Genomic DNA, 20,675 nt, shown 5'->3' on the forward strand with positions numbered 1-20,675 from the left:
CGGGGGATTTATCCCCCGCCGGTTGTTGCAACTACGAACGAAGAGAACGACTAAAGTCGTTACTACAAACTAAGAACCCGCACAGAATCTTCTCCATTCCTCATTCCTCGGAACGGTGACCGCAGCGAAAAACTCCGATAAGATACCATAGCTATAGAGTCCGGATATTATTTAAACCCGGTTAACTTTTTAAATTAAAGACTACCTTTGGAGGCAAACAGCACTTAAAAGATGCAGCCTACTGACGCCAGCAAATTTACAGACCGCGCTTGGGAAGGGATTGTCAAGTCCCAAGATGTCGCCCGTCGCTACAAACATCAGCAACTCGAAGTCGAACATTTAGCGATCGCCCTTTTAGAACAACCGGAAGGACTCGCCCAGCGGATCCTCAGCAAAGCCGGAATCCTCCCAGAGAAACTCATACAACAAATTAGTACCTTTGCCTCGCGTCAAGCTAAAGTCGGCAATACCAGCCAACTTTACCTCGGTCGCGGGTTAGATCAGTTATTAGATAAAGCCGAAACCGCAAGGCAAAATCTCGAAGATGAGTTTATCTCCATCGAGCATATTTTACTGGCCTTTGCCGAGGACGATCGCCTCGGACGTCGCGCCCTGAAAGCCTCTACGGTGGATGCCCGCACCCCGTTTGAGCAACAACAACTGGATTTGGCTATTAAAGAAATTCGAGGAAGTGCCAAAGTCAAGGACCAAAGTCCAGAAAACGAATATGCAGCCTTAGAACGCTATGGTAGGGACCTCACCGAACAGGCCAAACAAGGCAAACTTGACCCGGTAATTGGCCGAGATGAAGAAATTCGCCGAGTGATTCAGGTCCTCTCGCGCCGGACCAAAAATAATCCCGTGTTAATCGGAGAACCGGGGGTGGGTAAAACTGCCATTGCTGAGGCTTTGGCCCAACGGATTGTGAATGGCGATGTCCCCGAATCCCTGAAAAATCGGCAACTGATTTCCCTGGATATGGGCAGTCTGATTGCTGGGGCCAAGTTTCGCGGGGAATTTGAGGCCCGACTGCGGGCGGTTCTGCGGGAAGTCATCGACTCCGATGGTCAAATTGTCCTGTTTATCGATGAATTGCATACCGTGGTCGGAACGGGTGCAGGACAAGGGACGATGGATGCGGGAAATCTGCTTAAACCGATGTTAGCCCGGGGGGAATTGCGCTGTATTGGGGCGAGTACCCTGGATGAATATCGCAAATATATTGAAAAAGATGCGGCTTTAGAACGGCGCTTCCAGCAGGTGATGGTGGATCAACCCACGGTGGATGATACGATTTCCATTTTGCGGGGGTTGAAGGAACGTTATGAGGTGCATCATGGGGTAAAAATCCTGGATGCAGCATTGGTGGCAGCGGCGAGTTTATCGAATCGGTATATCAGCGATCGCTTTTTGCCGGATAAGGCGATCGACTTGGTAGATGAAGCTGCCGCCAAGCTGAAAATGGAGATTACCTCCAAACCCACGGAATTAGAAGCGGCAGATCGCCGGTTGATGCAGTTAGAAATGGAAAAACTCTCCTTGGAAGGGGAAGGTGCAGGGGTCGTGGGAACCAGTGCCTATCGCGCTTCTCAGGAACGCTTAGGCCGGATTACCCAGGAGATTGGCACCCTGACGGGGAAACAGCAGCAACTGAGCAATCAATGGCAGATGGAGAAGGATTTGCTCAATGCTATTAATGCCCTCAAGGAACAGGAAGATGGGTTGCGGGTGGAGATTGAAAAGGCCGAACGCAACTATGACTTGAACAAGGCGGCACAGTTGAAATATGGCAAGTTGGAGGTGTTACAGCGCGATCGCGAAGCCAAGGAAGCCGAACTGCTGAAATTACAAGCCAGTGGCTCTACTTTACTGCGCGAACAAGTCACCGAAGCGGATATTGCCGAAATTGTTGCCAAATGGACAGGGATTCCCATTAACCGCCTCTTGGAATCGGAACGGCAAAAATTGCTGCAAATGGAATCATTCCTCCATCAGCGTGTGATTGGACAACAAGAAGCGGTTTCAGCGGTTTCAGCAGCCATTCGGCGGGCAAGGGCGGGGATGAAGGACCCTGGACGCCCGATCGGGTCGTTCCTGTTCATGGGACCCACTGGGGTTGGGAAAACGGAACTGGCGAGGGCTCTGTCTCAGGTGTTGTTTGACACCGAGGAGTCCCTGGTGCGTCTGGATATGTCCGAGTACATGGAGAAACACTCGGTTTCTCGGTTAGTCGGTGCGCCTCCGGGATATGTCGGTTATGACGAAGGGGGCCAACTCTCGGAAGTGGTGCGCCGGAATCCTTATTCGGTGGTGTTGTTGGATGAGGTGGAAAAGGCTCATCCCGATGTGTTTAATATTTTGTTGCAAGTGCTCGATGACGGTCGAATCACTGACTCCCAAGGGCGGTTGGTGGATTTTAGAAATACAGTCATCGTGATGACGAGCAATATCGGCAGTGACCACATTTTGGATTTGGCGGGGGATGATACGCGCTATGAGGAAATGCGCAAACGGGTGATGATGGCCCTGCGGAAGCATTTTCGTCCGGAGTTTTTGAACCGGGTGGATGAGATTATTTTGTTCCATGCTTTGACGCGATCGCAATTGAGCGGAATTGTCAAGATTCAAGTCAAGCGGTTGGATAAGCTGTTGGCAGAGCAAAAAATCTCCCTGCATCTGATGGAGGAGGCGTTGGATTATGTCACCGAAGTTGGATACGATCCGGTTTATGGGGCAAGGCCCCTCAAGCGGGCGATTCAACGGGAGTTGGAAAACCCGATCGCCACGCTGTTATTAGAGGGTAAATTTGTGGCGGGGGATACGATTTATATTGACCGAGGGCCGACAAAATTGGTGTTTGATACCAAACCGCCCGTTCCCCGGGAAGAAGAAAAGCCCGTGATCCCCGTGTCTGAACCGCCAGAACCGATTGAAGAATCCGTGGAAGAGGTGAAGACTGAACCGATACGGAGTCTATTTGTGGATGAGGCGATCGATGTTAAGGGGGAGAGGATTCCCTAGAACAATGTAGGGGAAGGAGTCAATTCTCTGACCCAATTGGGGTACGATCCAGGATAGGGGGTAAGACCCTGCAACCGGACCATTCACCGAAAAATTGGAAATCCCCTCGCCACTTGCTTGATGAGAATTCATCGGCCAATGGTGGCAGGGGATACAATTTACCCGGACTCAAAACCCACTTAATAGGTATTTGATACCCAACCCCCGGTTCCGGTTACAGGAACCTCGGGAATCTGGATATCTGAACCACCGGAATCGCTCAAAATGAGGGAATTCCACGATAGCAAATCAGTCAAGTCATTGAGGAGGTAATTCCGATCCAAAATAAGAGGATTTCATAAAACTCTCAGATAAAAATTAATATTTTAACCGAAAGAGAGGATCGAAAATATGGGCGTCGATCTAACAGTCGTGATTTGCACTTATAACGGGGGAACGCGATTTCCTGAAGTGTTAGATGCACTTTTGGCTCAAGTCAACACCGAAGATTTTTCTTGGGAAATTCTGTTAGTGGATAACAACAGTACCGATAACACGGCTCAAATCGTTAGAGACTATCAAAACAAATTTCAGGGAATTGCACCTCTACAGTATTGTTTTGAACCTCGACAAGGGGCGGCTCATGCCCGTCACCGGGCGGTAAAAGAGGTGAACAGTCCATTAATTGGGTTTTTGGATGATGATAATATCCCGGCCAAAGATTGGGTATCCGCTGCCTACAAATTTGCCCAAGAACATCCGAAAGCCGGGGCTTATGGGAGTTTAAGTTCTCCGGAGTTTGAAAGTGAACCGCCGCCGAATTTTAAGCGGTTGATACCTTTTTTAGCGATTACCCAACGGGGTTCAAAACCGTTACTTTATAAGAAGGATAAGAACCTGTTGCCGCCCTCTGCCGGATTGGTGGTCCGAACTCAAGTCTGGCGGGACAGCGTTCCAGAACACTGCATTCTCAGTGGCAGAACTCCCGGGAGTATGCTCACTGGAGAAGATATCGAGGCCCTCTCCTATATTCAAATGCAAGATTGGGAAATTTGGTATAATCCGGCGATGCAAATTGTCCATAAAATCCCCCGTCACCGCTTGGAAATGGAGTATTTAATTCCCTTCTTTCGCGGGATTGGTTTAGGTCGGTATGTGACGCGGATGGTGAGGGTTAAACCGATATTCAGGCCGTTTTTTACCTGCGGGTATTTCGCCAACGACTTGAAGAAACTGATTCGGCACATTTGGAAATATGGGATTGAAACACCCGATGCGATCGCCGCTTGCGAACGGGAGTTGTTGCTCAGTAGTTTGAACAGTTTTTTCTATCTGTGGCGGAACGGCTATTTGAAGCGGGATAAAAGCACTCAGCAAGAATTGCCTAAAAATGCGTCCTTAGCTGTCAAAGAGCAACAAAATTTTTGAACAAAATTACCCCATTAAATCTTGGATTCGGGGATGTTACCAACATGAATAACAGTTTATTCAACTTGACCGTAGCCATTCCAACCTATAACGGAGCGCCTCGCTTACCCCAAGTTTTAGAGGCACTCCGCCATCAAATCAATCCAGAGAAAATCCGGTGGGAAGTTATCATAATTGATAACAACAGCAGCGACGAAACGGCTCAAGTGATTAAAGATTACCAAAGCAACTGGCCGGAAGATTTTCCCCTAACCTACTACTTTGAAGGACAACAAGGACTGGCCTTTGCCAGAGAACGAGCCATCCAAGAAGCCAACGGAACTTATGTGGCCTTTTTAGATGATGATAACATCCCCGCCCCAGACTGGATAGCCGCTGCTCATGAGTTTGGGAAAACCCATCCCAAATCGGGCGCATTCAGCGGCCAAATTCATGGAGAGTTTGAAGTAGAACCGCCGGAAAACTTCAAAAAAATCGCCGCATTTTTAGCGATTCGTGAACATGGTTCTAAACCTTTCCTTTTTGACCCCGATAACTTGCGATTACCTCCCGGTGCCGGATTAGTCGTGCGCAAACAAGCATGGAGAGAAGCGGTCCCCAAGACTCCTAAAGTGGTGGGAAATCAAGGAGATGCCTTAGCACGCGGCGATGATTATGCACCGTTGCTATATCTGCACAAATCTGGGTGGGAAATTTGGTACAATCCTGCCATGCATATCAATCATCAAATTCCCCATTGGCGACTCGAACGCGATTATTTGTTATCCTTAGCCCAGGCCTGTGGGTTAGCTACTTGTCAGTTACGGATGATTAATGCTAGGACAAGGGAAAAGCCAGTAATTTGGGTGAGGACAATTTTGGGGAATCTGCGCCGCATGGTGAAGCACCGCCTCAAGTATGGAGACAAGCTCAAACAGGAGCTAATTCCAGCCTTTGAAATGGAGTTTTATCGGGGAAGTTTGATGAGTTCTATGGTTTGGCTCAACCAGGAACGAAGTGGTAAAATAGAAAATGATAAAAAGAAATAAGGGGAATAAAATGCCAACTATTTCTGTGATTATTCCCGCTTATAATGCGGAAAAATTTATTAAGGGAACCATCATTTCGGTTTTGAATCAGACCTTTCGAGACCTGGAGTTGATTGTAATTAATGATGGGTCTACCGATGGAACCCTAGAGGTGGTTTCCAGCTTCGATGATGCGCGGGTTCAAGTTTTTTCTTATCCCAATTCTGGCCCGCAAAAAAGCCGAAATCGAGGAATTGACAAGGCTAGGGGTGAATATTTATCCTTTCTGGATGCAGATGATTTATGGACGCCTGATAAGTTAGAACGGCAACTGCAAGCACTCCAAGACAATCCTGATGCCGCAGTCGCCTATAGTTGGACGGATTTTATCAATGAATCCGGCGAACGGTTACCGGGGGGTCAGCATTTTAAATTTACTAAAGATGTCTATGAACGACTTTTACTCGGTGACTTTATTGGCAGTGGTTCTAATCCTTTGATTCGTAGAGAGGCACTGTTGAGTGTGGGTCCGTTTGATGAATCCTTAGTGGGAGGACAAGATTGGGAAATGTGGCTCAGATTAGCTGCACAGTATCAGTTTGTTGTCGTCCCTTCATCGCAGGTTTTTTATAGACAATCGGCAAATTCCTGGTCTTCTTATCTAAAAAGGCAAGAGCAAGGATATAACCAAGTTATCGAAAAATGTCTGGCGAATGCTCCGGAAAAAATTAAAAAGCTTAGACCAAAAATTATTGGCAATCGCTATAAGTTCTTGACGTTCGATGCGTTGCAATATGGTAAAAATCGCCAAGATAGTATGATGGCGGCTAGATTTCTTTGGATTGCGTTGAAAAACCAACCTGGGTTTCTGAAAAATAAAATGATTTGGATTGTTTCCCTAAAAATTATCCTGGGATTAATTTTTACCAATGAAGGATTTAAAGCCTTGCAGGCTTCCCTTAAACAAATTAAATTGAGTACAAATAATCAAGCCTAGACAGCTATGAAATATAAAAATTCAGTGGTTTTCTTAGTGGGTTGTGCCAGGTCAGGAACTACCTTGTTGCAGAGTATCTTAGCCGCTAACTCCCAAATCCAATCCTTCCCTGAATCGAAATTTTTTCTCTATGCAGTTCCGGAACAACAATCTAAAAGGCATAAATTTGGATTGATTTCTCCGCGACTGCATTCTCACCTGAAAAATTTTTTTAGTGAAGTTGGCTATCCTGATATAAGCAATCAACTACCTAAGCTTCCTTTGATTGGGCAATATAGTCAGTTTTTTATCCAAAAATTATATCAAATCACTCGGGGAAATGGGAAAACTATTGTTTTAGAAAAAACTCCTGAACACTTGCACTCTATTGATTATATTGAAAAGTTTGTGCCTGAGTCGAAGCTCTTGCATATTATCCGAAATGGCTCAGATGTAGTAGCTTCGTTATATGAGGTGGGTCACAAAAATCCTAAAATTTGGGGGAAGGAGTATCAAAACATTGATGTTTGCATCGATCGCTGGATTGGTGATATCGAAATCACTCGCCGCCATCTCCACAAACCGAATCATTTCTTGGTCCGGTATGAACATCTCGTCGAAGACCCCAAAGCGGTTATCCAACAAGTCTGTACCTTTATTGGCGTGGAGTTCACCGAGACTATGTTGGAAGATTACCGGCAGGCGTCTCAGGACTTGATTCGCGATCGCGAAAGTTGGAAAGCAACCGTGAGTGGAGACATCAAAAACGCCAATTCCCAGAAATTTTACAAAGTATTTGATGCCGCGCAACAGCAATATATCCTCGATCGCCTTTCTTCGGTCAATCTCGACGAACTCAGTCCCCTCTCCACCCCAGGCGATCGCTGAGTTGCAACAACCGGCGGGGGATAAATCGATTGGCGGCCTCATAGCTAAAGTCGTCTAAAGACGACTGCAAGCCTGATACAGTGGTGTTTTCAGTCGGTTTCAACCGACTTCAGCTGTTAGGCGGGGGATTTATCCCCCGCCGGTTGTTGCTGCTCCTCCTCTGCCAAAAGTAGGGAGATCCGAATCCTTTGCGGGGGGTTCCCCTGATCTGCAACCACCGCGCGATCGCCCAAAATCAAGACTGAACTAAACTTTACCCTTAAACTGAGAACACTATGACCGTACTGGAACAAGGCCAAATCACGATCCATACCGAGAATATCTTTCCCATTATCAAGAAGTCTCTATACTCCGACCATGAAATCTTCTTGCGGGAACTCGTCTCCAACGCCGTCGATGCCATTGAAAAACTCAAAATGGTCTCCTACGCCGGAGAATTTAGCGGCGACACCAGCAACCCCGAAATTACCATCGCCGTTGATGCCGAAAAAAACACCCTCTCCATCACCGACACCGGCATCGGCATGACCGCCGACGAAGTTAAACAATACATCAACCAAGTCGCCTTTTCCAGCGCCGAAGAATTCATCAGTAAATATCAATCCGCCAGCGATCGCCAAATCATCGGTCACTTTGGACTCGGCTTTTACTCCGCCTTCATGGTCGCCAAAACCGTCGAAATCGACACCCTCTCCTACAAAGAAGGAGCCCAAGCCGTCCATTGGAGTTGTGATGGGTCCCCCTCCTTCAAACTCGAAGACTCCAGCCGAACCACCCACGGCACCACCATCACCCTCACCCTCCAGGACGAAGAAAAAGAATACGCCGAAACCTCTCGCATCAAGCAACTCGTCAAAACTTACTGTGACTTTATGCCAGTTCCCATCAAAATGGATGGCGAACAAATCAACCGGCAAAAAGCCCTGTGGCGCGAATCTCCCAGCAGCCTCACCGACGAAGATTACCTCGACTTCTACCGCTACCTCTACCCCTTCCAAGAAGAACCCCTGTTGTGGGTCCACCTCAACACCGACTATCCTTTCCTCGTCAAAGGCATCCTCTACTTCCCCAAACTGCGTCCCGATGTCGATGTCACCAAAGGACAAATCAAACTGTTCTGCAATCAAGTCTTCGTCTCGGACCACTGCGAGGAAATCATCCCCAAATTCCTCCTCCCCATGCGCGGCGTCCTAGACAGTCCCGACATTCCCCTGAACGTCTCCCGTAGCGCCTTGCAGATGGACCGAACCGTCCGCAAGATAGCAGACTTCATCGCCAAAAAAGTCGCGGACCGACTCAAAGACCAGTACAACAACAACCGCCAAGACTATATCCGAAGCTGGCAAGATATCGGCACCTTCGTCAAATTCGGCTGCCTCAACGATGATAAATTCAAAAAACAACTGGAAGATATCATCATCTACCGCACCACAGCGGACCTGAAACCCGCCGAATCGGACCAACCTGCCGTAGAAGTGCAAGCGGAAGAAGGAGACGCCTGGAAACAAGTCTCATCGGACAGCAAAACTGAGGGTCCCTCTTACACCACCCTAGACGAGTATTTAGAACGCAACAAAGCGCGCCACGAGAACCAGGCATTTTACTGTACTGACCCCGTAGCGCAAGCCACTTATGTGCAACTGCACAAGAGTCAGGGGTTAGAAGTTCTGTTTATGGACTCCTTCATTGACCCCCACTTCATCAGCTTCCTGGAACGGGAACATACCGAAGTCAAATTCTCCCGGGTGGATGCGGAGATTGATGACAAACTCATCGAACAAGACAAAGCCGCAGAAATCGTTGATCCCAGTACCAACAAGACCCGCAGCGAACAAATCAAAGAAATCTTTGAGAAAGCGCTGAACCAACCCAAACTGACCATCCGCACCGAGGCCCTCAAATCCGAGGACCCCCAAGGTACCCCACCGGCAATGGTCCTCCTCCCCGAGTTTCTGCGCCGCCTCCGGGATATGAACGCCTTAGTCTCCCAGGAATCCGCGAAATTCCCCGACGAGCATATCTTGCTGGTGAACACCGCGCATCCCCTGATTCAACATCTGACCGAACTCTCCCAAAGCGGCATCATCCAAGGGGAAGGCAAATCCCCCTCCGCAGAACTGGCGGACATGATTTGTCACCATGTCTATGATTTAGCACTGATGGCGCAAAAAGGCTTTGATGCCGAAGGCATGACTACCTTCGTGGAACGGTCCAATCGTCTGCTGACCCGTTTAACGGAACAACGGTCCTAGTAGGCAACAACCGGCGGGGGTTAAAACCCCCGCCTAATAGCTAAAGTCGGTTAAAACCGACTGCTGCCAATATTTGGGCCTTCCCCCGTTCGTAGTAACGCCTGAAGGCGTTATCCCCCGTTCGTAGTAACGACTTCAGGCGTTATCCCCGGTTCTTAGTAACGACTTCAGTCGTTATCCCCGGTTCTTAGTCAAGACCCGGCGGGGGTTCAAACCCCCGCCTAACAGCTAAAGTCGGTTGAAAACCGACTAAAAACACCACTGTATCAGCCTTGCAGTCGGTTTTAACCGACTTTAGCTATGAGGCGGGGGTTTGAACCCCCGCCGGTTGTTGCTTCATCCTTACCCAAAACTCGGTACAATAGAAGATCGCGTTTCAACATAGCCCAACTATCCAAGGAGAAACCATGTCCCGCAAATGTCAACTCACCGGCAAAAAAGCGAATAACGCAATGGCCGTTTCCCACTCCCACCGCCGGACCCATAAGCTGCAAGAAGCCAACCTGCAATGGAAACGAGTCTGGTGGCCCCAAGGAAACCGCTGGGTGAGACTGCGCCTATCCACTACCGCTATCAAAACCCTCAATAACAAGGGGTTGCAAGCTTACGCCAAGGAAGCTGGAATCAACCTGTCCAAATACTAAGATTTCCAGCCCTCACGAACCTGTACGATTAAGAGGCGCGGCAATGCCGCGCCTCTTTTCATTTTTGGGGTCCCAAAACCCCTTTCCTCGGTCCCTCTTGACAAACTTTCTAACCCAGGGATGATAGATTTTTTTCTCCCTCTGGGTAACCTAAAAACTAGATAATACAATGATTTGAGAACAATCTCCGGAAATATACGGAGGGTCGCTTCCGAGATTTTTAAGTGACCACAGAAAAAACACCTTCCAGTTCTATTCATCGCACCTGCACCCACGGAGCAGCTATGGCTACAAAGCACAAGATCCAAAAAGCGCTAACACGCCTCGTGCAAGCAATCACTCGATTTGCTCAAAAGCTAACAAGTCGAAATACTTATCGTTTTCTGCGCATGGCTTTCGTCAGTTATCGACGGCGAGTGCAGGGGGGTTTTGTGTTGCCCACTACAGTTTTACTGGTGTTGGTGGTAACTTTAGTTATTGGTTCGTTATTATTTAGAACCTTTCAGCGGACTGAACAGGTAGCAATTCAGCGCCAACAACAGGTGATTTATAATGCGGCTACTCCAGTTTTAGATCGCGCTAGAGCCAAGCTAGAGTATCTCTTTACAGGGAGTGAATATCGTTTAGGAGGTGTCCCTGGCCAAGATATCTTAGCGGAGTTTCTCCAAGACGCTCGATTTAATTTAAACGGGGAAACTCGGATTGATATCAATGGCGGCGGTGTAGATAATGCTTGGTTTTATGAAGACGAACAAGGAAACCGGGTTGCTTACTCAATTATATTGCAATCTCCCGAAGACAAAGCTTCATTGGAAGACCTTACTGAAGCGGCAGTAGCTGGAAGAGCGAATAGCCTCCAAGTTCGCACAGGTCCGATGATTGGGCCAGCAAAACTGAAAGCGGGATGCGAAAATGTGGCCGGTGCCGCCGATTCCAGTGCCGTTGAAGCGGGATGGTTTGAGGCTCAACAAAGTACAGCTTTTCTTTATAAGAATTTTCAAATTAACGTCGTCGTTATTAATAATGAGGGTGGGCGACGGAATATCACCACATTAGAACTGGAACAAGATAGAGAAGCCGAACGAGGCAACAAATGGGGGGCTTGGTTTAACAGCGACCTCGAAATCCATCCAGGGGATACCTTCCGATGGAATGGAGCAATGCACAGTCAAGGTAATATTATTGCGGCTAATAACTTTACTGCGTACTTAATTAGTTCTCCAAATTCCTGCCTTTATGATGAAACCGCTTCGGATATTTCGGTTGCTGATAATAGCAGCGATCCAAAAAACCGAAGCTACCCGTTTAAAGGACAGTTTCTCGCTGGATTGACGGCAACGAATGCAGCAACAGGTAACTCAATATTTAATCTTTATGATCCGACCAATCCTTCTGCGACAACAGAACAACTGACTCCTTCTAGCGACTCAGTTGAAAGTGGTTTACCGAGTAATATAGCGATCAAGCCGGATAGACTATTTACCGAAGGAATTCATACAAGAGTAGAAGGAGGAGTCACAGGCGACCCCGACCCGGTGTTTACTTCTGCTAACTGGGAGGATAATAGCCCCTTAAAAGAAGGACGCCTTAAACACAAAAAAGAAGCGTCGCCTTCCATCGATGATAGCTATCGGGCTGATGACCGTTTGGGTCCTCAACCCCCTGAGGTTGGAGAAGTGGGAACGCCTATTGTCGGACAACTGGACTTAACTAAGACTAAGAAGGAAGCGCTTGATGACGGTGATACTCGATTTCAAACCCTGGGGTTAGATGGGTACTGGGAACGCCGTGCTGATGCAGAAGGTCTCCGCTTGATTGTGGGGGAACGCTTGGAACTCGGCAATCCTTTCGGCTGGCAAAAGCCGACTGATCCAGATCCTGACCCACTTTTCCCGGCTGCAAGCTGCTGGGGTACACGCTGCCATGAGTCACTACAATACAAAACGCTGAGAGATAATCTAGCTGCTGTACAAGGTATGGTGGTTTACCATGCTGCAGATGGGAGTGCTGTTGCTCAGGACCAAGAGCCACTGGCTTGTATGGCAATGACAGCTCACCCCGGAACAAAAATTACGATTGAGAACAGTACCGACTTTTCAAATCCTATCGATTCAACTGCCCCCAATATTAACTTTTTCACCGGACGGGGAACCAATGGATGGGAGTTTACACCTCCACCAGCAGAACCGTTGAATAATACTCCGTTGGAGAAAGCATTAAAGAATTTGGCCTATTTTGCTGGAGATCCTAAGGGTGCGTTTCCAGCTATACAAGATGGGCAAATCCATCCTTATCCCAATATGACGATGTGGGGGAACTTCTCTAACCTGCGTCGGGCGATTGAGAATGGAAATGGTAGTCTGGCCGATCGCTCCTACATCGATTCAGCAGCTTGTACCGTGGGAATGTTAGCCTCCAACATTAAACAACTAGATGCGGCCCCAGCAGCAGCCGATCTCACCTCGTTGGAGACTCGACTTTCGGATATCAAGGCTAATCCTGCTGACAATAATGGTAAAGGGGTGGTTCAGCTTGAAACCGTTAATGCAACGACTAAACAGATCAAAATCTGGTTCAGTGGGAATACTAATACGGCCTCACCGAATATTACACTTCCTGTGCCTGCATCTACCATAACTGCACCGGCAGAAGCTTATCTGCAGGTACTGGATGCAGCGGCTGAGGCATCCGGTGCTACTCCCGACCAGAAAAAACTAGCTCAATTAGCTTGGCGGCTTCATCTGAAAGAGCAAGTAAAACGCGATCGCAGCAATGGAACTGGTTATACCTGTTCATTTCCCGCTACTGCAACCCCCACTTATGCCAATCTTGCGCCCCTGTGTGCCACTCAGACCAAATTTCCGGCACTTCATTATATTTTTCCCACAGTGAATCATGGAGAACCTCCCAATGCAGCCGCTGATACTATTGGGAATCGGGATGCCTACATCACAGGTACCGTTAACTCAGGCCAAACCTATAGCCAAGTAACCGATGCGGACATCACAGCGATCGCAGACCTGATTAAGCCTCGGGCATTAACCGCCTGGAAAGTACCTCGAACAAAATTCAATACGAGTTTATCCACCGTAAACGAAATTAAAGCACCAGGCGGTGCTAGCGAACCCGTACCTTTCCTAGATAAAGGAATGTACGATGGTCGCCAAGCGATGGGGGTCCGGGTTTTGGACATTGACCTCAACCTGCTGAAAACTGGGAATGGCCTAACGAATAATTTGTGGTTACCCAACAGCGGGATTGTCTATGCGTTCCGTGAAGATGCGGTGCGGGAAGATGGGATTGCTCGCCCTGCTGGTAGCACTCCTCTTGAAACTAGCATGAAGGCAAATCCCGCTAATCCACAAACAGATCCAGCGGTGGCAGCTAATGGGATTAGTCCCAAACCTGTAGATTATCATGCAGATCCAGCCCGACGACCTCACGGGTTCCGCCTCAAGAATGGCCGAGATTTAAGTCGTCCTGCTCCAGCTAATGCTCCGGCGCGGGGTCTGTCCTTTATTTCGGATAACCCGGTTTATATCCAGGGAGACTTTAACCTGCACAGCACCAACGGCACGACGAATGATTTGGAAGAATTTGAAAATACATTGGATCGGCCAGGTTGGGGAGATTTTTATACTCGCGATCGTCCCTTTAAGGCCGAATTTGCAAAATCGGGAGACAAACAGGATCGCTGGCGTCCCAGTGAAATTTTTGCTGATGCAATTACCCTGCTTTCGAGTAACTTCTGCGATGGCAGCATTGAAGACGGGCTCCGCTATTACCCAACGAATCACGGTAATCCAACAGGAGTGCCCGCTCTTTATGGTTGCGCGGGCACGCCAGAGTACACCTCCTACATGGGTATGAACCGGCTCAAAGTACAAACGGATCTTCCCTTTGTTCTGCGAGAAAATGGCGTTCGAGCGCAACCTACTACGCCTCTTGCACCAGGACGCTACCCCATTAAAATCAATCGCAATGGCAGCCCTCTAATTTTTGCGAATGCTACAAGTACCCCTGAGCTAGGTGCTGGACAATATCAAACTTTCACTGACCAAGATTGTTCAAGATTTGATAACCGTAAGTGTATTGGGACCCCGGTTGATAATCAATACAACGCGATTCTGATTCAAGGGATTGTTCCTTCTCGTCAAAATCAGCCTTATGGGGGTTTACACAACTTCCCCCGAACTCTGGAGCTATGGCAAAATCGCACCCTGTCGATTTCCGGCTCGTTCCTCCAGTTTAACTTCAGTACCTATGCCACTGGGCCTTTTGACCAAGATACCTGGGAACCGGCAACCAGCTCACCCCCAAATACTTCCATCCGCTATTACTACCCGCCACTGCGGAACTGGGGTTATGATGTGGGACTACAACTGGCACCAGTTCCCCCAATTTCTGAACGTTTAACGGCGATGGGCAGCAACCGTAGCGAGTTCTATTATGAACCGGATATCAAGGACCCTTACATCAAAAACTTAAGGTGTGCTTCAGCAGACGGTGGCCTTGTAGATCCCAGTGCGGAATGTAATTAAGTCAATCACACAAGGAGGTAAAGATGCGGTTACAGCTATTTCTATTAGAAAGGGCCAAATCAAAGGAGCAAGGGTTGACCTTAATTGAATGCTTGATGGGAATCCTACTTCTGACAAGCATATTAATCGGCATTGCTCCGCCTCTGGCAATTGTGGTAGCGACGCGAGTCCAAAATCGGCGTGCAGAACAAGCCCAGCAGTTAGCCCAAGCAGAGATAGACCGAATTCGAGTCTTAGTGGCTCAAAGTGGTTATACCAAAGCTCATTTACCGGGAGTAGAGACGGGTAGTCCTGAAACGGTCAATATGACAATTCGCAATCAACTGAGTTCTCCCGTATCTTGTTCAGGTAAAACACCAGAAGATAACCAAAATCTTAGACCCACTGAGTTGGTGAAGGTCGATGTCGATGGCAACTGTGAGACTGATTTTTTGGTGCAAAGCGTTCGCAGCCAAGGGCAGAGTATCAATAGCAACAGACCTCCCGGGCGTTTTACGATGACCGTTCGGGTCTATGCCGCATTAGGCAGGGAGCAAGGGGGTCTAACCTTAAACACTAAACAAGCTGCATTGAAACTAGCAGGGGGCCAAGGCAGTCAAAACACTAACCCTTTAGCTGTGGTTCAAACCGAAATTTTTGCCCTCGATAGTGATAATACAGGTTGCATTCTCAACGCTAGTTTATGTGTAGAATAACCTGGGGTGTAAACGTTTTAAGTTGCTAAAAAATCCTATTAAATTAGGCAGGATAACAATGGCTAAAAAGCTTTTTCAATTATTACTTAATCGGTGGAGACTTTCGCATCCTAAGCATTCCCAAGATGGGTTTACTTTGTTAGAGCTTTTGGCTTCTATGATGATAGTAACCGTTATTATCACGACCATCTTGGCTTTGGTTGTAGATTTGCTAAAGACCGACCAACAAGAAACCGCCCAGAGCGAAACTCAGCAGGAAATGCAAAGAGCTATAGATTATATTAGCTCTGAACTCCGCGAAGCCATCTACATTTATGATAATCGATGTTTCCAAGGTAATTCACCACCCCCCAATTCACCAGATCCCAAATGTAGAGGGATTTTTAATTACCTAACGATTCCAGAAAGTAGTGTTCCCGTGTTAGCATTTTGGAAGCTTGAGCCTTTACCTGAGAATTGTCAAGCGCCTTCTGAAAATCCAAATGATCCTTGCAACGATTTGCGAATCGGCGGGAGGACATATTCTTTAGTGGTTTACTACTTAACCACCCATAACCCTAATAATACCTGGACCGGAAAAGCCCGGATTGCCCGCTATCAGCTTGATAAATTCCAATCTAATACCGCCGCTCCTGCACTGTTTACTGGGTATATTGATCCTAAACCTGAAAAATTTATCGACTGGCCTTATCAACCCGGGACTCATACTGTTAGCCACGCCGCTCTTGATGTCTTAGTAGATTTTGTAGATCTTAATAACGAAGACCGAAATCCTCAGTGTCCTAATAATAATTATGAATTAACCCCAAGCCCGCAGTTGGCACAGAGTAAATTGGGCCAGAAAAATCTAGGGTTTTATGCCTGTATCAGAAAACCCGAGGATAAAAAAGCTCAAGATGCCTTAATTTTTATCCGAGGTAATGCAAATGGAAAGCTTGGAGTTACTAGCGATGCCTATCTACCTGCTCTCCAAGCTCAAGTGATGAGAAGAAGCGTATTTGGTCTTTCGGGTAATGACTCAAGCACTTCTGAGCCATAAAGTTAACAGACTAAAGTCATTACCGCCACTACAAAATCTGAGGTTAGATTCGGGAGAAATGGCATGAAAAAACAGAGTCGTTCTAAAAATACTACTACATCCGGTTTTACCCTCTTAGAGCTCCTGGTTGTTGTCTTTATTATCGGTATCTTAGCAGCAATGGGGATACCGAGCTGGTTGTCTGTGATCAACCGGCAGCGAGTGAATACGGCTCAAGCTCAAGTAGTTCAAGCTTTAAGGGCTGCTCAATCTACTGCAAAGCAAACCCGCTCTTCACAAGAAGTTACTTTTTTAAATCCCCCCGATCAGGTTCCTACCATTCAAATAACTGGTAAACCAGACCAAAAACTAGGAAATGGCAACTTAGAACAGGGAATGATTCAACTGAAGCTTCCCACGGGAAGTGATTCAATTACATTTAATGGTGATGGGAATGTAGATGCAGCCAGTTTGCCCTTCACCGTCGAAGTGGCGGGAGCGAACAATAACCCTAGGCGTTGTGTTGTTGTTCGCACTATCTTAGGAGCCATGACCCAAGGAGCGGATGAAGAATGTAATCCTTAGCTGAATTAAAACATCCATCCTGAAGTTTGTAAAAAAATATTAAAAATCCTCGAAATTTCTCCCGTGAGGATTTATTTTATTTTCAAACAATAATTCAGGGTGCTGAATGATGAAATTATCCTCTCACATCAGACATCGGTTTCACCCGTCACCGGCGAACGGATTCACACTGCTTGAAGTTTTAATCGTTGTTTTTATTCTCGCCATTCTAGCCGGTATCGGCATTCCTAGCTGGCTGAATTGGGTGAATACTCTCCGCCTTAATTCCGGCCAAAATCAAATTTATTCGGCCCTACGTCAAGCACAAAGTCAAGCCACTTCCAATAAAGACATCTATCAAGTCAGTTTCCGAGAAATGAATGATAGGGCTCAATGGGCGGTTCATCCCTCCTCTGCTACTCCCACAGCCCAGGACTGGCAAAATTTCAACTCTTTTGTAAAAATTGACGAGAGCAAAACCACTCTTTATAAATACGCTTCAACGGGAGTGTGGCGAATGCAATTTAATCCAAAGGGACACGCGAATGGTCGCCTGGGACGGGTGACTGTTCGCCTTCGCAATAGTAACAGCAATAAACAGCGCTGTGTCTTTGTTTCTACCCTGTTAGGGGCGATGCGAAAGACGGAAAAGTGTGGTTGAGGTTGGGTTGAGGACCAACCGCTGATCCGGCGGGGGTTCAAACCCCCGCCTCATAGCTTAAGTCGGTTAAAACCGACTGCAAGTCTTATCCCGTGGTGTTTTTAGTCGGTTTTAACCGACTTGAGCTGTTAGGCGGGGGTTTGAACCCCCGCCGGGTGTTGCCACCGCTGCTCCGCCGGGGTTAAAACCCCCGGCGGGTTGCCACCCGCCGGGTGTTGCCACCCGCCGGGTGCCACTCCTCAAGTCTGAGACATCCAGGCTTTACGCGCTTCTTCCGTCTTCTCTTTATCTAACTTAAACACCAACACGGATAACGGCGGTAAGCACAAATCCATTGAGTAAGCATGACTATGGAACCACCATTCATCGGCCCATTTACCGCCTAGATTCCCCATGTTGCTGCCGCCATATTTGCCGGAGTCGCTGTTAAAAATTTCGCTGTAGAATCCATGTACCGGAACCCCAACGCGATAGTGACTGTGCGGTTGCGGGGTGAAGTTACAAACCACGACCACAAAATCTTCTTTATTTTTATCCCAGCGGATAAACGACACGACACTATGGCGATTGTCGGAACAATCAATCCATTCAAACCCTTCTTGTCCGAAATCTTGGGTATAAAGTTCAGGGGTTGAACAATATAAGTGATTCAGGTCGGTCATGAAGGTTTTGAGTTGTTGGTGTGGCTCAAATTGCAGCAGTTCCCACTCCAAATCGCCCCAGACATTCCACTCACTCCATTGGCCGAATTCCATGCTCATAAACAGGGTTTTCTTGCCCGGGTGAGCAAACATATAGGTAAACAAACAGCGGACATTGGCTAATTTCTGCCAACGGTCCCCGGGCATTTTACCGATGATGTTGCTCTTACCATGCACCACCTCATCATGGGACAAGGCCAACATGAAATTCTCGCTGTGGTGATACCACATACTAAAGGTGATGTTGTTCTGGTGGAACTGGCGGAACCAGGGGTCCATGCTGAAGTAATCCAGCATATCGTGCATCCAGCCCATGTTCCATTTCAAGTTAAACCCTAATCCGCCCACATAAGTCGGCCAGGAGACCATCGGCCAAGAGGTAGACTCTTCCGCAATGGAAAGCACGCCGGGATAGTAAGAAAACAGCAGATGATTCGCTTGGCGCAGGAAGTCTGCCGCTTCTAGGTTTTCCCGTCCGCCATATTGGTTGGTCACCCATTCCCCATCTTTGCGGCAGTAGTCTAAATACAACATGGAGGCGACGGCATCGACGCGGATGCCGTCAATGTGGAATTTATCAAACCAGAATAAGACGTTGGAAACGAGGAAGTTGCGGACTTCGTTGCGGTTGTAGTTAAAGACGAGGGTTCCCCATTCCTTATGTTCGCCTTTGCGGGGGTCGGCGTGTTCGTAGAGGTGGGTCCCATCAAAGAAGGCCAATCCATGTCCATCTTTGGGGAAATGTCCGGGAACCCAGTCTACCAAGACGCCAATTCCCTCTTTGTGACAGCAATCCACAAAATACATGAAGTCTTCCGGGGTGCCAAAACGGGAGGTGGGGGCGTAGTAGCCGGTGACTTGATAACCCCAGGACCCATCAAAGGGATGTTCGGCGATGGGGAGTAGTTCAATGTGGGTGTAGCCGAGTTCTTTGACGTAGGGAATCAGTTTCTCGGCGAGTTCGCGGTAGGTGAGGAATCTGGCCCCGGGTTTGAGTTCGGAGACGATGACGACGGGTTCGGTGTCTCCGTTGGGGAGTTTGGCGGGTTCGGAGGCGGAGGCATGGAGCCAGGAGCCTAAATGACATTCGTAGACGGAGATGGGTTTGGTGAGGGGGTCGCTGTTGCGACGTTCTTCCATCCAGTCTTGGTCGGTCCAGGCGTAGGTGTCAAGGTCGGTGACGATGGAGGCGGTTTTGGGCCGGGGTTCTTGTTGGAAACCGTAGGGGTCAGATTTTTCGTAAATGTGACCGGCGGAGTTTTTAATTTCATATTTGTAATGTTCGCCGACTCCGAGGTCCGGGATGAAGAGTTCCCAGACGCCGTTACCGCGTTTAGCCATTTGATGTTTGCGTCCATCCCAGTGGTTGAAGTCGCCGAGAACGGAGATGTTACGGGCGTTGGGGGCCCAGACGGCAAAGTAAACGCCTTTAACGCCGTTGACTTCTAGGGTGTGTGCACCGAGTTTTTCGTAGATGCGATGGTGGTTGCCTTCGGCGAAGAGGTGGATGTCGAGGTCGGTGAGTTTGGGGGACCGGAAGGCGTAGGGGTCGTAGATGACTCGTTCATGGTCGCCTTCTTTGATGCGGAATTGGTAGTTGGCGAGTTCAGCGGTTTCGATGACGCATTCAAAGAAGTGGGGGTTATGCACGGACTGCATGGGATATTCTTGGCGCTGTTCCGGGACGATGACGGAAACGCTGTCGGCGTTGGGGAGGTAGGCGCGGACGGCCCAATGGGAGATTTTTCCGTTGTCCTGGATGGGATGAGCGCCGAGGATTTCAAAGGGGTCTTGATGTTGATTTCCAACTATTTGATGGACTTGATCCGGGGCGATTGTTATGGTCATGTTTTGTTGCCTAAATGCAGTTCATGAATGGGTTTCGATATCTGTGCGGTTGATTAACCCTGGATGAGGGTTAGGGCACAAGGATTATACGGAATCCGGTTGTGATAGGTCTATAAAAACCGGCACCTTGAAGGGTGGAGGCTCACAGGACGAAGCCTGCCTAAGCGCTGCCGCGCAGGCTGTGCCAAACGCAGGCTAAGAGAGAACAGGGATTTTTGAGAACCGGATTTGGGGTTAGATATTGCGATCGCCTCGGGTAGGGGTGTTGATGATGGCTTCATCCTAGAGATTTTTGGGTCTCTGGGATCAAGGGTGCTGGTTGGCTCACCCATCGGCTCCCTAATGCCCTGGCGATCGCCTCCTTTAGAGGGAGCAACTCTTTTACAGAACTGACGCTTGTTCAAGGGATTGAACCCGATAGGGTTGATGCTTTTGATGAAAAGCACCTACTC

At 48.1% G+C, this 20,675-nt stretch carries 13 protein-coding genes; 12 read left to right on the forward strand and 1 reads right to left on the reverse strand.

Features of this window, described 5'->3' with window-relative positions; all coding sequences use genetic code 11:
* Positions 1 to 231 precede the first annotated feature (231 nt).
* The 12 genes from clpB to NG795_RS12160 all read left to right on the forward strand — a co-directional run bounded on the left by clpB (position 232) and on the right by NG795_RS12160 (position 17,674).
* The gene (clpB, locus tag NG795_RS12105) at positions 232 to 3,021 is read left to right on the forward strand and encodes an ATP-dependent chaperone ClpB (RefSeq protein WP_367288920.1); all 2,790 of its coding nucleotides are present in this window, start codon (positions 232 to 234) and stop codon (positions 3,019 to 3,021) included.
* 390 nt (positions 3,022 to 3,411) lie between these two features.
* The gene (gene hpsE / locus NG795_RS12110; RefSeq protein WP_367288921.1) at positions 3,412 to 4,428 is read left to right on the forward strand and encodes a hormogonium polysaccharide biosynthesis glycosyltransferase HpsE; all 1,017 of its coding nucleotides are present in this window, start codon (positions 3,412 to 3,414) and stop codon (positions 4,426 to 4,428) included.
* Between the two features lie 44 nt (positions 4,429 to 4,472).
* Positions 4,473 to 5,456: a hormogonium polysaccharide biosynthesis glycosyltransferase HpsE gene (hpsE, locus tag NG795_RS12115; protein WP_367288922.1), complete on the forward strand. Its 984-nt coding sequence runs from the start codon at positions 4,473 to 4,475 to the stop codon at positions 5,454 to 5,456.
* A 10-nt stretch (positions 5,457 to 5,466) separates the two neighbouring features.
* A complete protein-coding gene (locus NG795_RS12120) occupies positions 5,467 to 6,432 on the forward strand; it encodes a glycosyltransferase family 2 protein (protein ID WP_367288923.1) in 966 nt (321 codons plus the stop codon).
* 6 nt (positions 6,433 to 6,438) lie between these two features.
* Positions 6,439 to 7,299 (forward strand): sulfotransferase family protein, encoded by an 861-nt coding sequence (locus NG795_RS12125; protein ID WP_367288924.1) that lies wholly within the window; start codon positions 6,439 to 6,441, stop codon positions 7,297 to 7,299.
* 275 nt (positions 7,300 to 7,574) lie between these two features.
* Positions 7,575 to 9,551, forward strand: coding sequence for a molecular chaperone HtpG (htpG, locus tag NG795_RS12130; protein ID WP_367288925.1), 1,977 nt, complete (start codon positions 7,575 to 7,577; stop codon positions 9,549 to 9,551).
* Positions 9,552 to 9,958: 407 nt separating this feature from the next.
* The gene (gene rpmB, locus NG795_RS12135) at positions 9,959 to 10,195 is read left to right on the forward strand and encodes a 50S ribosomal protein L28 (protein ID WP_261198468.1); all 237 of its coding nucleotides are present in this window, start codon (positions 9,959 to 9,961) and stop codon (positions 10,193 to 10,195) included.
* Positions 10,196 to 10,479: 284 nt separating this feature from the next.
* Positions 10,480 to 14,736 (forward strand): hormogonium polysaccharide biosynthesis protein HpsA, encoded by a 4,257-nt coding sequence (hpsA, locus tag NG795_RS12140; protein ID WP_367288926.1) that lies wholly within the window; start codon positions 10,480 to 10,482, stop codon positions 14,734 to 14,736.
* Between the two features lie 23 nt (positions 14,737 to 14,759).
* A complete protein-coding gene (locus NG795_RS12145) occupies positions 14,760 to 15,431 on the forward strand; it encodes a hypothetical protein (protein WP_367288927.1) in 672 nt (223 codons plus the stop codon).
* 58 nt (positions 15,432 to 15,489) lie between these two features.
* Complete coding sequence (locus NG795_RS12150; protein WP_367288928.1) at positions 15,490 to 16,470, forward strand: prepilin-type N-terminal cleavage/methylation domain-containing protein; 981 nt, start codon at positions 15,490 to 15,492, stop codon at positions 16,468 to 16,470.
* A 63-nt stretch (positions 16,471 to 16,533) separates the two neighbouring features.
* A complete protein-coding gene (locus tag NG795_RS12155) occupies positions 16,534 to 17,034 on the forward strand; it encodes a prepilin-type N-terminal cleavage/methylation domain-containing protein (RefSeq protein WP_367288929.1) in 501 nt (166 codons plus the stop codon).
* 106 nt (positions 17,035 to 17,140) lie between these two features.
* Entirely contained in the window at positions 17,141 to 17,674 is a 534-nt protein-coding gene (locus NG795_RS12160; RefSeq protein WP_367288930.1) for a GspH/FimT family pseudopilin, read from the forward strand.
* Between the two features lie 239 nt (positions 17,675 to 17,913).
* Here the strand turns inward: NG795_RS12160 and glgB are convergent, their stop codons facing one another.
* Entirely contained in the window at positions 17,914 to 20,223 is a 2,310-nt protein-coding gene (gene glgB / locus NG795_RS12165) for a 1,4-alpha-glucan branching enzyme (RefSeq protein WP_367288931.1), read from the reverse strand.
* Positions 20,224 to 20,675: the final 452 nt, after the last annotated feature.

This window comes from Laspinema palackyanum D2c (assembly GCF_025370875.1).
GTDB lineage: Bacteria > Cyanobacteriota > Cyanobacteriia > Cyanobacteriales > Laspinemataceae > Laspinema > Laspinema palackyanum.